The following is a 13366-nucleotide window of genomic DNA, read 5'->3' as shown; positions in this document are numbered from 1 at the left end:
AGTGAGCGGCTAATTTATTTGACAGACGGGGCGAAAAAGCGGATATCCAGGAGCGGTCGCCGGATGGCGCTACGCTTATCCGGCCTACGGGTCTCCCCGCAGGCCAGCAGTCACGAAGATTATGCGTCGAACGGGTCGCGCAGGATCATCGTTTCAGTACGATCCGGGCCGGTAGAAATAATATCGATCGGCACTTCGGTCAGTTCTTCAATACGCTTGATGTAATCCAGCGCCGCCTGCGGCAGGCCGCTACGCTCTTTCACACCGAAAGTGGTCTCAGACCAGCCCGGCATAGTTTCGTAGATTGGCTCAATTCCTTCCCAGTCGTCAGCAGCCAGCGGAGTGGTGGTCACTTCGCGGCCATCTGGCATACGGTAGCCTACGCAGATTTTCACTTCTTTCAGGCCGTCCAGTACGTCCAGCTTGGTCAGGCAGAAGCCAGACAGGGAGTTGATCTGCACTGCACGACGCACTGCAACCGCATCCAGCCAGCCGGTACGACGACGACGACCGGTGGTCGCGCCAAACTCGTTACCCTGCTTGCACAGGAACTCGCCGGTTTCATCAAACAGCTCGGTCGGGAATGGACCCGCACCCACGCGAGTGGAGTACGCTTTGATGATGCCCAGCACGTAATCTACATAACGTGGACCCAGGCCAGAGCCGGTCGCCACGCCACCTGCAGTGGTGTTAGAGGAGGTAACGTACGGATAGGTACCGTGGTCGATGTCCAGCAGCGTACCCTGCGCACCTTCGAACATGACGAAATCGCCACGCTTGCGCGCCTGGTCCAGCAGATCGGACACATCAACAACCATACCGGTCAGAATGTCAGCGATCGCCATGACGTCATCCAGCACTTTCTGGTAGTCAACAGCGTCAGCTTTGTAGAAGTTCACCAACTGGAAGTTGTGATATTCCATCACTTCTTTCAGTTTTTCAGCGAAGGTTGCTTTGTCGAAGAGGTCACCCACGCGCAGACCGCGACGTGCAACTTTATCTTCGTAAGCCGGGCCGATACCACGACCAGTGGTGCCGATCGCTTTCGCGCCACGCGCTTTCTCACGCGCTACGTCCAGCGCCACGTGATAATCCAGGATCAGCGGGCAGGCTTCGGAGAGCAGCAGACGCTCACGAACAGGGATACCACGGTCTTCCAGACCTTTCATCTCTTTCATCAGCGCAGCAGGAGACAGCACAACGCCGTTACCGATGATGCTGGTGACGTTATCACGAAGAATGCCTGATGGAATAAGATGGAGGACGGTTTTTTCACCGTTGATTACGAGAGTATGGCCTGCGTTGTGACCGCCCTGGTAGCGTACAACATATTTAGCCCGTTCAGTCAGAAGATCAACAATCTTCCCTTTACCTTCGTCACCCCATTGGGTGCCCAGTACGACGACGTTGTTACCCATTTTTTTCAAAATCACCGTTTGCTTAAAAATGGATTCTACCATCGCTTTTTCAGATATACAGCACTTTTTGACCTCAAAATACGCCGATTGCGTCTACTTTTTGATCAGCCAATCGTTTTCCTCAACATGTAGTAGATCACGATGCCCGCAACCACAAGACCGCCGCCAAAACGACGCAAAATATTATCCGGCAGTTGGCTCATCGTGGCGATCATTCGGCGCCAGGCGCGCGGATAAAGCATCGGTCCAAGACCTTCCAGCACCAGGACCAGGGCCAGTGCGAGCCAGATCGTTGAATTCATTTTTATTCCTTATAAAAGAAAACCACCGCTCCGTTGAGAGCGGTGGTTTGAATACTCAAACGAGCCTGAGTTTATCGCGTTGCGTTAGTCGGCGTCTTCATATAACGGAAGAAATCGCTGTCCGGGCTGAGCACCATGACATCCTGGTTGCTCTGGAAGCTATTCTCGTAAGCGCGCAGGCTACGGATAAAGGCGTAGAAGTCAGGATCCTGGCTGAAGGCATCAGCAAACAGCTTCGCCGCTTCGGCATCGCCTTCACCGCGCAGGATACGGCCCTGACGCTCAGATTCCGCCAGCGTCTTGGTGACTTCATAGTCCGCTGCTGCACGCAGCTTCTCAGCCTCTTCCTGGCCCTGTGAACGGTGACGACGGGCTACCGCTTCACGCTCGGCGCGCATACGGTTGTAAATCGCCTCGGACACTTCCGCTGGCAGGTTGATCTGCTTGATACGCACGTCAACCACTTCGATACCAAGCGCAGCCATACTGTTCGGGTTGATCACCGGCACTTTACCGTTGGTCTCCGCCTGAACGCGTTCGGCCGCTTTGGCAATCGCATCATCTGCTGCCGGCGTTGAAACTTCATCTTCAGTGCCCGCTGTACCGGAGTTCAGCGCATCGCGAACTTCCAGGGTCAGACGACCACGGGAGTCGGTCACGATGTCTTTCACATCCAGACGACCAATCTCGGAACGCAGGCGGTCAGAGAACTTACGTTTCAGCAGCACTTCTGCCTGAGAAACGTCGCCGCCGCCCGTTGCCAGGAAGTAACGGCTGAAATCACTGATGCGCCATTTGATATAGGAATCAACAATCAGGTCTTTCTTCTCTTTGGTCACGAAACGGTCAGCCTGGTTATCCATGGTCTGGATACGCGCATCCAGCGTTTTCACGGACTGAATGAACGGCACCTTGAAGTGCAGACCCGGCTCGTAAATCACCGGGCGTTTGTCGCCATCACGCACGACGCTGCTGAACTGGAACTTAATCCCACGCTCGCCTTCTTTCACCACAAAAATCGAGGTATAAAGCGCGACCAGTACGATGACGATGATCGCAATAACTGACTTACGCATCCTTATTCCCCCTGACGCTGGTAGTCGTTACGCTGCGCGTTAGCACGGCGTTGGTCCATAATGTCACCATCGTTCGAAGAAGGCGTTGTGTTCGTGCTGGCGCTGCCTGTTGAGGCTGGCGGCAAACGCAGCAGGTTATTCGCTCCGCTGGTGTCGCCTTTCGCTGCTGGTGCAGAACCGCCTTTCAGCATCTGATCCAGCGGCAGAACCATCAGGTTTCCGCCTTTACTGTCGTTAACCAACACTTTGCGGGTGTGGCTCAGCACTTTTTCCATGGTCTCGATATAGAGACGCTCACGGGTAATTTCCGGTGCCGCTTTATATTCCGGCAGGATCTTCGCGAAGCGGGCCACTTCACCCTGAGCTTCCAGGATGGTCTGCGTTTTATACGCGCGCGCTTCTTCCAGAATACGCTGCGCCTGACCGTTAGCGCGTGGCTGAACTTCGTTGGTGTACGCTTCTGCTTCACGGATGTACTGCTGTTCGTTTTCACGGGCAGCAATCGCATCGTCAAATGCGGCTTTCACCTCTTCCGGCGGACGCGCAGCCTGGAAGTTGACGTCCAGCAGGGTAATACCCATGTTGTATGGACGAATGGTCTCTTCCAGCTCGCGCTGGGTATCGCTACGAATAACGGTACGACCTTCGGTCAGAATACGGTCCATGGTGTATTTACCGATCACACCGCGCAGGGCGCTGTCGGTCGCCTGACGCAGGCTGTCATCGGCGCTGGTCACGCTAAACAGATAACGCTCAGGATCGGTCACGCGGTACTGCACGTTCATCTCAACGCGCACCACGTTTTCGTCAGAGGTCAGCATCACGCCAGAGGCGGCCAGTTCACGGACGGATTCCACGTTTACCGCGGTCACATCGTCAATGAAGGTCGGCTTCCAGTTCAGACCCGGCTCAACCAGATGGCTGAACTTACCGAAACGGGTGACTACGCCGCGTTCTGCTTCTTTAATGGTGTAGAACCCGCTGGCTGCCCAGATGATGACTACCGCAGCGGCCACGATGCCCACTACGCGGCCACCCATTGGCGGGCGCGAGCTCTGAGTGGAATTGCCACCCGAGCCAGAACCTTTTCCTCCGCCAAGGCCACCAAGCTTCTTGCTCAGTTTGCGGAAGATATCATCCAGATCCGGCGGCCCCTGTTCGCGACCACCTTTGTTGCCATTTCCCTCAGAGTTGCCGCCAGGTTTGCTGCTTCCCCACGGGTCGCGGTCTTGTCCGTTATTACCGGGCTGATTCCACGCCATGTATATGCTCCATATTTGTTATGCAAGGGCGAATTATTCAGGCATCCCCTTTCTGATCAGACGATATAGTCGACCAGCGCAGGTTCTTGTTTACAGAGGCGACGCCAGTCAACGATCGGCATACGCACCTGCATCCCCACGCTGCCGTCATCCTCCATCCACTCTTTTTCTATCGCCTGAAGCTGATAAAACCGGCTGCGCAGCCTGCCTTCCTGTGGCGGCAGTCGCAGCGTGTGCTGAGCTACCTCACCGGAAAGACGTTCTGTCAAAGCCTGGAAAAGCAGTGGCACACCAATACCGGTCTGGGCAGAAAGCCAGACCCGAATCGGTTTGTTTTCTTCATCTCTGTCGATACGCGGTTCGAAATCGTCCAGCATATCGATCTTGTTCATGACCAACAGCGTTGGGATCTCGTGGGCGTCAATCTCTTCGAGCACCACGTTCACCGCGTCGATGTTCTCCTGCACGCGCACGTCTGCCGCATCAATCACGTGCAGCAGCAGAGTCGCCTGTCGCGTCTCCTGCAGGGTGGCTTTAAACGCCGCCACCAGGTCATGCGGCAGGTGGCGGATAAACCCTACGGTATCCGCCAGCACCGTTTCACCGACGTCTGCGACGTCAATACGGCGCAGCGTAGGGTCCAGGGTCGCAAACAGCTGGTCTGCGGCATAAACCTGGGCCTCGGTTATCTGGTTAAACAGGGTGGATTTACCGGCGTTGGTATAGCCCACCAGCGACACCGTCGGGATGTCGGCTTTGGTTCGCGCCCGACGCCCCTGTTCGCGCTGTTTCTCTACACGTTCCAGACGTGAAAGGATCTGGGTAATTCGGCCACGCAGCAAACGACGGTCGGTTTCGAGCTGGGTTTCACCCGGGCCGCGCAAACCAATCCCGCCTTTTTGTCTTTCAAGGTGTGTCCAGCCACGCACCAGACGCGTTGCCAGATGGCGCAGCTGCGCCAGCTCAACCTGCAGTTTCCCTTCGTGGGTACGTGCACGCTGAGCAAAAATATCTAAAATCAAACCCGTGCGATCGATAACACGGCATTCGCAAAGGGCTTCCAGGTTGCGCTCCTGGGCTGGAGACAGCGCATGATCAAACAACACGACTGACGCGCCGGTTGCTTTTACGGCATCCGCAATTTCGACTGCTTTACCTTCACCAACAAAATACTTTGGGTGCGGCGCTTTACGGCTACCGGTAATCACCTGCATTGCTTCGACACCGGCGGAAGAGACCAGAGATTCAAACTCCTGGAGGTCTTCCATATCTTTGTCTTGCGAAAAATAGATGTGTACCAGCACCGCCTGCTCACCGGCATCATAACGGTCAAACAAGCGTAAACCTCTCTAAAAAGATCAGCGGGGAACGCAGGATCCCTGGCTCCCCGTGTGGATAACAGTGCGAAACCTTATTCGGTCTCGTCGCTGTCCTGCGCCGGCGTTGAAGAACCCTGCGCGCTGCTGCCATGATGGTAGTTACTACCAGTGCCGCCGCCAGCGTTATTGCTGTGATGAGATACCGGACGGGACGGAACAACAGTAGAAATAGCGTGCTTGTAGACCATCTGACTGACCGTGTTTTTCAACAGAATCACAAACTGATCGAAAGACTCAATCTGACCTTGCAGCTTAATACCATTCACCAAATAAATAGAAACTGGAACACGTTCCCGACGCAATGCGTTCAGGAACGGATCTTGTAAAGATTGCCCCTTAGCCATTCTATCTTTTCCTTATATGCTTGTTTTGTACTTAGAACCTTGCGATTCTGAAAAATTGCGCACGATACGTCTCAATTGTACACATTCAGTGAGCGATATCACCAACAACCTCAATCACTTCGTTTAACGCCTGTTGCGGTTTTTCACTGTCTAACCAGTGAACCCCCTCCCAACCGCGTAACCAGGTGATCTGGCGCTTCGCTAACTGTCTCGTGGCGCAAACACCTCTATAAACCATTTCATCGTATGAAATCTCACCTTCAAGATACGACCACATCTGGCGGTATCCCACACAACGAATGGAAGGCATGTCCGTATGCAAATCTCCACGGGCAAATAGCGCCCGCACTTCTGCTTCAAAATCTGAAGCTAACATCTGATGAAAACGCTGCTCAATTCGCTGATGGAGCAGTTCACGGCTCGCCGGGGCGATGGCGAACTGATGCACCTGATACGGCAGAGCGTCTCCTGACGTTTGCGTCAGTTCCGTTAAAGTTTTACCCGAAATGAAAAAAACTTCCAGTGCCCGGGAAAGCCTTTGCGGATCATTTGGATGGATCCGTGCTGCTGCAACCGGGTCAATCTCCGCCAGTTGCTGATGCAAAACGTCCCAACCCTGCTCTGCCGCCTGCTGCTCAATTTTCGCTCTTATTTCCGGATCCGCGGATGGCAGAGGTGACAACCCCTCCAGCAACGCCTTGAAATAGAGCATGGTTCCGCCAACCAACAGCGGTATACGTCCCGCCGCCGTTATCTCGGCCATTTCGGCTAAGGCATCCCGACGGAAATCCGCTGCGGAATAGGCCTGAGCCGGGTCGAGAATATCCAGCAAACGGTGCGGTGCTGCACGCAGCTCTTCTGCGTCAGGCTTCGCCGTGCCGATGTCCATCCCTCGGTAGATGAGGGCGGAGTCGACGCTAATCAACTCTACAGGCAAAACTTTACGCAACTCAATGGCTAGCGCCGTTTTGCCGGAGGCCGTTGGGCCCATTAAAAAAATTGCCTTAGGCAGGCTCGCCTTACTTGCGTCAATCATGTTTCAGGGCATTCATCGCCGTTTGTAAATCAACAGGTTGTAATAACCCACCCGGCGGCGTTTTCACCAGATGCGGACAGAGGCGTTCCACCTCCGCCAGCACGCTAATGGCCTGCGCCATACTCCACGGCGCGTGTTCGCTTGCCAGATGGCGGGCGATCCACTGCGCGGTGTTGGCGGCATCAAACGACGTTTGCTGCGCCAGGTAGCCTATCAGTTCAGGAATCAAGTTTTGTAAATTTTGTTGGCGTAAGGGTAAAGGCACTGCACGAATTGTCACATGTTGTGGTTCGAGCACAGTTTCAATACCCATTTGCGCCAGCTGCGGCTCTGCGCGCTGCAATACCCTCGTTTCTTTAGGGGATATTTTCAGGCGAACCGGAATTAAGAGCGGCTGCGCGCAGGCTGCATTTTCACCTGGCGTGAGCTGCACCTGCTTGAGCCAGCGTTCGGCGACCGGCAGTGCCAGAAGCATCAATTTGCCGTCACGTTCAAGCAGTGCCATATCCGGCGCGATAATCGTCAGCACCCGGCCAAAACTTTGGCTATGGCCATCCAGAGAAGGCTGAGCGGCGGGAATGTGCTCTTTACGCTCCACGGCTGGCGTTTCCAGCAGCTTGCGGTACAACGCGCCCTGCTGCTTCTGATAGCCAGGCTGTGCATTCGGGTAGTTCGCGCCCGTTGGACGCGGTGCGCTCCCGGCCTGGGAGAAACGCGGAGCTTCCGGCTCACGCGCGACGGCAGGCTCCGCAAAATGGTTGCGGCCTGCCGCTACACGGTTTTCAGGCAGCGGACGCGGCGCAGGAGTGTCGTTCTCCAGCGGCAGCGTTGGCGCTGCCTGCTGCTGCAACACGGCGGCCACGCCCTGATAAATGAAGTCGTGAACCAGACGCGACTGGTGGAAACGCACCTCATGCTTGGCTGGATGAACGTTTACATCCACCTGATGGGGATCGATTTCCAGATAAAGGACGAAAGCAGGCTGCTGATCGGCCCCGAGTTTGTCTTCGCAGGCCTGGCGAATCGCGTGATTGATGAGGCGGTCGCGCATCATGCGGCCGTTCACGTAGCAATACTGAATCTCAGAGAACGCAGCACTGCTCGCATTTGGATCGGCAACCCAGCCGCGTAAAGCCAGGTCGCCGTGCTGCCACTCAATGGCCAGAGCCTGTTCCAGAAACGGCGTCCCGCAGATAGCGCCCAGGCGACGCTCTTTCTGTCCACCTTCCGCCACCGCGCGGTACTGGCGCATCACCTTACCGTTATGGCTGAGGTTGATGGTGACATCGAAACGGGCCAGCGCAATACGGCGAATGATCTCGTCGATATGGCCGAACTCGGTCTTCTCGGTACGCATAAACTTGCGTCGGGCGGGGGTGTTGTAGAACAGATCCAGGACTTCCAGCGTCGTGCCGACAGGATGCGCAGCGGGTTTGATCGTCACATCCATATCGCGCCCTTCAGCGTAAGCCTGCCAGGCTTCCTGCTGTTCAGCGGTACGGGAGGTCAGCGTTAAGCGCGAAACGGAGCTGATACTGGCCAGCGCTTCGCCGCGAAAACCGAGGCTAATAATCGCTTCCAGATCGTCCAGAGAGGCGATTTTACTGGTGGCGTGACGAGCCAGCGCCAGCGCCAGCTCCTCTTTTTTAATGCCGCAGCCGTTGTCGCGAATGCGGATAAGCTTCGCGCCACCGCGTTCGATATCAATATCGATGCGGGTGGCACCCGCATCAAGGCTGTTTTCCACCAGCTCCTTCACCACCGACGCAGGGCGTTCCACCACCTCACCGGCGGCGATTTGGTTCGCGAGCTGCGGCGGTAGAACCTGAATCGGCATGAATTCTCCTTAGTTGGTCGCGGTCATCTCACCCGGCAGCGCTGCACTGGCCGTCTGGGCAGAGCCGCTCTGCGGCGCAGACTGCAGAGGATGCGCCTCAAAATATTTGCGTAAACCGTTATAAATCGCTTCGGCAATTTGCTGCTGGTAACTGTCGCTTCCCAACAGACGCTCTTCACCGTTGTTACTGATAAAGCCCGTCTCCACAAGGATGGACGGGATATCTGGCGAGCGCAGAACGCCGAGGCTGGCATGTTCTGGACGGCGCTTATGCAGCACGCCAACGCTTTGCAGCTGGTTCAATACGTTAGTGGCGACATCATACCCGACGCGCTGAGAATGACCGAACTGTAAATCCAGCACCGCCTGGCTGAGGTACGGATCGGACTGGCTGTTCGCCAGCACGTCGCCCGCGCCGCCTAACAGTTCAGACTGCTTCTCGTGCTCTTCCAGCCAGTTGGCCATTTCGCTGTTAGCGCGACGGTTCGACAGCACCCAAACCGAGGCGCCGGTCGCGCTACGATTCGGTGCGGCGTCCGCATGAATAGAGACCAGGAAGTTCGCGTTTTGCTTACGCGCCACGTCCGAGCGTCCCATTACGGAGATAAAGTAATCCCCGTCGCGGGTCAACACGCCTTTAAACATCGGGTCGTCATTGAGTAGCGAACGCAGTTTACGCGCGATCGCGATAGTGACGTTTTTCTCTCGCGTGCCGCCAGGGCCAATCGCCCCCGGATCTTCCCCGCCGTGGCCCGCATCAATGGCGATAATCACTTTGTCACCGCTGACCGTCGCGCGTCGCGCGCTGGCCGCAGGGCGCGTCACCGTATCGCTGCTGGTTGCCGCAGTAATGCGGTCGTTCTGCGATTTAAACGGATTACGCGCAGGTTCAGAAGGACGCGGCGTATACACCGGTTCTTCCACGCGCTTCGCTACGACCGGCGGCGGTGGAGGCGGTGGCGGCGCGTCGGCATTGATGGTAAACACCACCGTATAGCTCGCCCCGTTTTGCTGCTTCACCGCCTTCGTTTTGCCCTTTTCGGTCAGATCGACCACCAGGCGTAACGACTGGCTATCCTGCGGCGTTCCCGAACGGATACTTTTCACCAGATTGTTACCGCTGAACCGCAGCGGTAGCCCCTGGATCACGCCTGTTTGTTTGATATCCAGCGCCACGCTGTGGCTGTCTGGCTGTGAAAACGCATATTCAGGATCGCCCATAAAACTGAACGTGATCCGGGCCTGGCTTTCGCCGTTTGATACCTGAATATCTGAGAGGTTTGCCGCCCCGGCCTGCGCGCACAGCAGCACGGTGGCAGCCAACAACCAACCTTTAACGCGATTTATCATCCCGTCATCCCTACGCTTAACCGGCCAGTCGAGCCAGTAAGGAACTGCCTGATGAGGAAACAGCACTGATGCGTGCCTCACGCCCTTGTGCCTGGTAATCTAAGTGAATTTCGACATCCGGGTCAGGCAGCACACCCGCACCTTGTTGCGGCCACTCCACCAGGCAAATGGCGTCGTTGGCAAAATAATCACGAATCCCCATAAATTCCAGCTCCTCAGGATCCGCAAGGCGGTATAAATCAAAGTGGTACACCATGAGATTTTCAAGGGTGTACGGTTCGACCAGCGTGTAGGTTGGGCTTTTCACATTCCCGTTATGCCCTAACGCCTGCAAAAAACCCCGGCTGAAGGTGGTTTTACCCGCACCTAAATCACCATACAGATAAATGACGGTTGCCCCCTGACAGGCCTGCGCCACGCGCTTGCCGAGTTCTAAAGTGGCTTGTTCATCAGGTAAAGGAATCGCTCGATTAGTCATTTTCTACGTCAATCACATCCGGGTTAACAACACGCCGCAGCGTGCAAAAAAGATCGGTGGCCAGCATGCCGCGTGTACCGTAACGCGCGGCCAGTTTATCCGCCGCGACACCGTGGGCCACGCAGCCCGCGCAGGCTGCATCATAAAGGGGAAGTTTCTGTCCAAGCAATGCGCCAATGATGCCGGAAAGCACATCGCCCATGCCGCCGCTTGCCATGCCCGCATTTCCGGCATCGATAATGCCCTGCGTCTCGTCACTGGCGACAACGGTTCCTGCCCCTTTCAAAACAGCAACACCTCCGTAACGTTTTACCAGACGCTGAGCAGAAAGTAAGCGATCGCTTTCAATTTCTGCCACGCTGCAGTTAAGCAGGCGCGCGGCTTCGCCGGGGTGTGGCGTCAGAATGCGATTGTGACGCTTATCCGGGTTTATTGCCAGAAGGTTAAGCGCGTCGGCATCCCACAGCATCGGTTTACGAAAATTCTCGACCTTTTGCAGGGCCTGTTTACCCCATGCCTGCTGCCCAAGGCCCGGGCCAATCACCACTACATCCGCCCATTCAAGGCTCTCTTCAAGCGCATGGGGCGTAAGCTCGTGCACCATCAGCTCCGGTCGGGCCGTAACGATAGGCGCAATATTCTCGATGCGAGTGAGTACTCGCACTAATCCGGCACCGCTGCGCAGAGCCGCTTCGCCGGTCATGCGAATTGCACCTGCCGTACCATGGTCGCCGCCAATAATCACCAACCTGCCGTGATCGCCCTTATGGGACGTTGGTCGGCGCGGCGGGAGCCACGCTGCAAGCTGCGACGCATCAAAACGCGCGAGGTGCGTTTCCTGCCCGGCCAGCCAGCTCTCCAGCCCCAGCGCATGGTGGTGCAAAACGCCAACGACGTCTCGTGCTTTACCGGTCAGTAGCCCCGGCTTGAGGGCGATGAAGGTCACCGTATGTGCAGCCTCAATGACCGCTCCCGGCGTCGCGCCGGTTTGTGCAATCAGGCCAGAGGGAATATCCAGGGCAACTACCGGCGCGGAATGTCTGTTAGCATGTTCAATAAGGGCGGCAATGTTATCGCGAGGCGCACTGCGTAGCCCGGTACCCAACAGACCGTCAACAATCAGATCCACCTCTTCCGGCCAGACGATATCAGGCGCATGAATCACACCGCCTGCGTTAAGCCACGCCTCCCGCGCCGCGCTGGCCTCTTCCGGCAGCGGTTTATCACTCTCCAGGGCCAGCAACGTCACGCGGATACCTGCCGCAACCGCCAAACGGGCGACAACGTAGCCGTCGCCGCCGTTATTGCCGTGACCGCACAGAATCAGCCAGTGGGCGGCCTGCGGGTACGCGCTGCGGGCAACGTTAAACGCCGCCTCACCCGCGCGCAGCATCAGTTCATAAAGGGTAATCCCGAGGCTGTCTGCGGCCTCTTTTTCGGCGCGCCGGAGGTCATCCGCATGCCAGATGGAATGTGGTATACTTGCGGGGTTTTTCTTCACCGTATGGTCCGTCATGTCACAGCCCCTCGATCTCAATGAATTAGCGCAAAAAATAAAACAGTGGGGTGCTGAGCTTGGCTTCCAGAAGGTGGGCATTACCGATACCGACCTCTCCGCCAGCGAGCCAAAACTGCAGGCCTGGCTGGACAAACAATACCACGGCGAAATGGAATGGATGGCGCGTCATGGCATGATGCGCGCCCGCCCTCACGAGCTTCTACCGGGCACATTACGCGTCATCAGCGTGCGCATGAACTATCTGCCTGCCAACGCGGCCTTTGCGCGCACGCTAAAAAATCCCTCTCTGGGTTACGTCAGCCGGTACGCCCTGGGACGTGATTACCATAAGCTCTTGCGTAACCGTTTAAAAAAACTCGGGGAAACTATTCAGCAGCACTGTGTTTCGCTGAATTTTAGACCCTTTGTCGATTCTGCGCCTATTCTTGAGCGCCCGATCGCCGAAAAAGCCGGGCTTGGCTGGACAGGTAAGCACTCACTTATCCTCAGCCGCGACGCCGGTTCGTTCTTCTTCCTCGGTGAACTGCTGATTGATTTACCGCTGCCGGTTGACGGCCCGGTAGAGGAAGGCTGCGGCCGCTGCGTGGCCTGCATGACCATCTGCCCGACGGGTGCCATCGTCGAGCCTTACACCGTTGATGCGCGCCGCTGCATCTCCTACCTCACTATCGAACTGGAAGGAGCCATTCCAGAGGAATTTCGACCGCTTATTGGCAACCGCATCTACGGCTGCGACGACTGCCAGCTGATCTGCCCGTGGAACCGCTATTCGCAGCTCACGGACGAAGAGGATTTCAGCCCGCGTAAGGCGCTGCATGCGCCGCAGCTCGTTGAGCTATTCGCCTGGACCGAAGCCTGGTTCCTGAAAGTGACGGAAGGTTCGGCCATTCGCCGTATCGGTCATCTGCGCTGGCTGCGTAATGTTGCCGTCGCGCTGGGTAATGCCCCGTGGGATGAAGCCATTATTCGGGCGCTTGAAAGCCGAAGAGGTGAGCACCCACTTCTTGATGAGCACATAGAATGGGCGATTGCGCAGCAAATAGAGAAGCGTAATGCCTGCACGATCGAGGTACAGCTACCGAAGAAACAGCGTCTGGTGCGGGTGATTGAAAAAGGGCTTCCGCGGGATGCCTGAACTATTCACAGCCTGTGAATAAAATTACAAACTCAAGCGCCATCTGGGCTGGAGAAGAGGTCAAGTGATCTCAATAACATTTTGAAATGAAAATTTATCTACTAAATACAGCGCGTTACAAAGATATTATTCACCCTGCTAAGCTTTAGCCTTGTTTCGGTTAAGCACAGTTTCTGTGGATAACTCTGTTCACAAGAATATTTCAGAGACAATAGAAAACGTCCCCAACG

The 13366-nt window shown here is 56.1% G+C and carries 12 protein-coding genes; 1 reads left to right on the top strand and 11 read right to left on the bottom strand.

Annotated elements, in window-relative coordinates:
- Positions 1-119 precede the first annotated feature (119 nt).
- The 11 genes from ACMGGX_RS11890 to nnr form a co-directional block, all read right to left on the bottom strand.
- The gene (locus ACMGGX_RS11890; RefSeq protein ID WP_024907332.1) at positions 120-1418 is read right to left on the bottom strand and encodes an adenylosuccinate synthase; all 1299 of its coding nucleotides are present in this window, start codon (positions 1416-1418) and stop codon (positions 120-122) included.
- A 104-nt stretch (positions 1419-1522) separates the two neighbouring features.
- Positions 1523-1720, bottom strand: a complete 198-nt coding sequence (locus ACMGGX_RS11885; RefSeq protein ID WP_003855996.1) for a DUF2065 domain-containing protein — start codon at positions 1718-1720, stop codon at positions 1523-1525.
- Positions 1721-1791: 71 nt separating this feature from the next.
- Positions 1792-2796: a protease modulator HflC gene (gene hflC / locus ACMGGX_RS11880; RefSeq protein ID WP_029740370.1), complete on the bottom strand. Its 1005-nt coding sequence runs from the start codon at positions 2794-2796 to the stop codon at positions 1792-1794.
- 2 nt (positions 2797-2798) lie between these two features.
- Positions 2799-4058 carry an FtsH protease activity modulator HflK gene (gene hflK, locus ACMGGX_RS11875; RefSeq protein ID WP_023310137.1) on the bottom strand — a complete coding sequence of 420 codons (1260 nt, stop codon included), beginning with the start codon at positions 4056-4058 and terminating at the stop codon, positions 2799-2801.
- A gap of 56 nt (positions 4059-4114) precedes the next feature.
- On the bottom strand, positions 4115-5395 hold the full coding sequence (gene hflX / locus ACMGGX_RS11870; RefSeq protein ID WP_023310136.1) for a ribosome rescue GTPase HflX: 1281 nt from the start codon (positions 5393-5395) through the stop codon (positions 4115-4117).
- 74 nt (positions 5396-5469) lie between these two features.
- The gene (gene hfq, locus ACMGGX_RS11865) at positions 5470-5781 is read right to left on the bottom strand and encodes an RNA chaperone Hfq (protein WP_023334248.1); all 312 of its coding nucleotides are present in this window, start codon (positions 5779-5781) and stop codon (positions 5470-5472) included.
- Between the two features lie 85 nt (positions 5782-5866).
- Complete coding sequence (miaA, locus tag ACMGGX_RS11860; protein ID WP_023310135.1) at positions 5867-6817, bottom strand: tRNA (adenosine(37)-N6)-dimethylallyltransferase MiaA; 951 nt, start codon at positions 6815-6817, stop codon at positions 5867-5869.
- A complete protein-coding gene (mutL, locus tag ACMGGX_RS11855; protein WP_420298394.1) occupies positions 6810-8654 on the bottom strand; it encodes a DNA mismatch repair endonuclease MutL in 1845 nt (614 codons plus the stop codon). Before mutL ends, miaA begins: the two co-directional genes overlap by 8 nt.
- Before the next feature lie 9 nt (positions 8655-8663).
- A complete protein-coding gene (gene amiB / locus ACMGGX_RS11850; protein WP_420298393.1) occupies positions 8664-10004 on the bottom strand; it encodes an N-acetylmuramoyl-L-alanine amidase AmiB in 1341 nt (446 codons plus the stop codon).
- A gap of 16 nt (positions 10005-10020) precedes the next feature.
- Positions 10021-10482 carry a tRNA (adenosine(37)-N6)-threonylcarbamoyltransferase complex ATPase subunit type 1 TsaE gene (gene tsaE, locus ACMGGX_RS11845; RefSeq protein WP_013095283.1) on the bottom strand — a complete coding sequence of 154 codons (462 nt, stop codon included), beginning with the start codon at positions 10480-10482 and terminating at the stop codon, positions 10021-10023.
- Complete coding sequence (gene nnr / locus ACMGGX_RS11840; protein WP_420298392.1) at positions 10475-11998, bottom strand: bifunctional ADP-dependent NAD(P)H-hydrate dehydratase/NAD(P)H-hydrate epimerase; 1524 nt, start codon at positions 11996-11998, stop codon at positions 10475-10477. Before nnr ends, tsaE begins: the two co-directional genes overlap by 8 nt.
- Here nnr and queG point away from each other — a divergent pair.
- Positions 11997-13136, top strand: coding sequence for a tRNA epoxyqueuosine(34) reductase QueG (queG, locus tag ACMGGX_RS11835; RefSeq protein WP_121932348.1), 1140 nt, complete (start codon positions 11997-11999; stop codon positions 13134-13136). The two genes, nnr and queG, sit on opposite strands and share 2 nt — an antisense overlap.
- The last annotated feature ends 230 nt before the right edge of the window (positions 13137-13366 follow it).

This window comes from Enterobacter sp. BNK-29, assembly GCF_048684785.1.
Lineage (GTDB): Bacteria > Pseudomonadota > Gammaproteobacteria > Enterobacterales > Enterobacteriaceae > Enterobacter > Enterobacter cloacae_M.
Note: the sequence above shows the minus strand (reverse complement) of the source record. Positions and strands in the feature narration are given on the sequence as shown.

What these genes read in the sequence shown, in the direction of transcription:
- ACMGGX_RS11890 (WP_024907332.1), bottom strand. Translation starts at nt 1,418, where the DNA reads ATGGGTAACAACGTCGTCGTACTGGGCACCCAATGGGGTGACGAAGGT.
- ACMGGX_RS11885 (WP_003855996.1), bottom strand. Translation starts at nt 1,720, where the DNA reads ATGAATTCAACGATCTGGCTCGCACTGGCCCTGGTCCTGGTGCTGGAA.
- hflC (WP_029740370.1), bottom strand. Translation starts at nt 2,796, where the DNA reads ATGCGTAAGTCAGTTATTGCGATCATCGTCATCGTACTGGTCGCGCTT.
- hflK (WP_023310137.1), bottom strand. Translation starts at nt 4,058, where the DNA reads ATGGCGTGGAATCAGCCCGGTAATAACGGACAAGACCGCGACCCGTGG.
- hfq (WP_023334248.1), bottom strand. Translation starts at nt 5,781, where the DNA reads ATGGCTAAGGGGCAATCTTTACAAGATCCGTTCCTGAACGCATTGCGT.
- miaA (WP_023310135.1), bottom strand. Translation starts at nt 6,817, where the DNA reads ATGATTGACGCAAGTAAGGCGAGCCTGCCTAAGGCAATTTTTTTAATG.
- mutL (WP_420298394.1), bottom strand. Translation starts at nt 8,654, where the DNA reads ATGCCGATTCAGGTTCTACCGCCGCAGCTCGCGAACCAAATCGCCGCC.
- amiB (WP_420298393.1), bottom strand. Translation starts at nt 10,004, where the DNA reads ATGATAAATCGCGTTAAAGGTTGGTTGTTGGCTGCCACCGTGCTGCTG.
- tsaE (WP_013095283.1), bottom strand. Translation starts at nt 10,482, where the DNA reads ATGACTAATCGAGCGATTCCTTTACCTGATGAACAAGCCACTTTAGAA.
- queG (WP_121932348.1), top strand. Translation starts at nt 11,997, where the DNA reads ATGTCACAGCCCCTCGATCTCAATGAATTAGCGCAAAAAATAAAACAG.
- nnr (WP_420298392.1), bottom strand. Translation starts at nt 11,998, where the DNA reads ATGACGGACCATACGGTGAAGAAAAACCCCGCAAGTATACCACATTCC.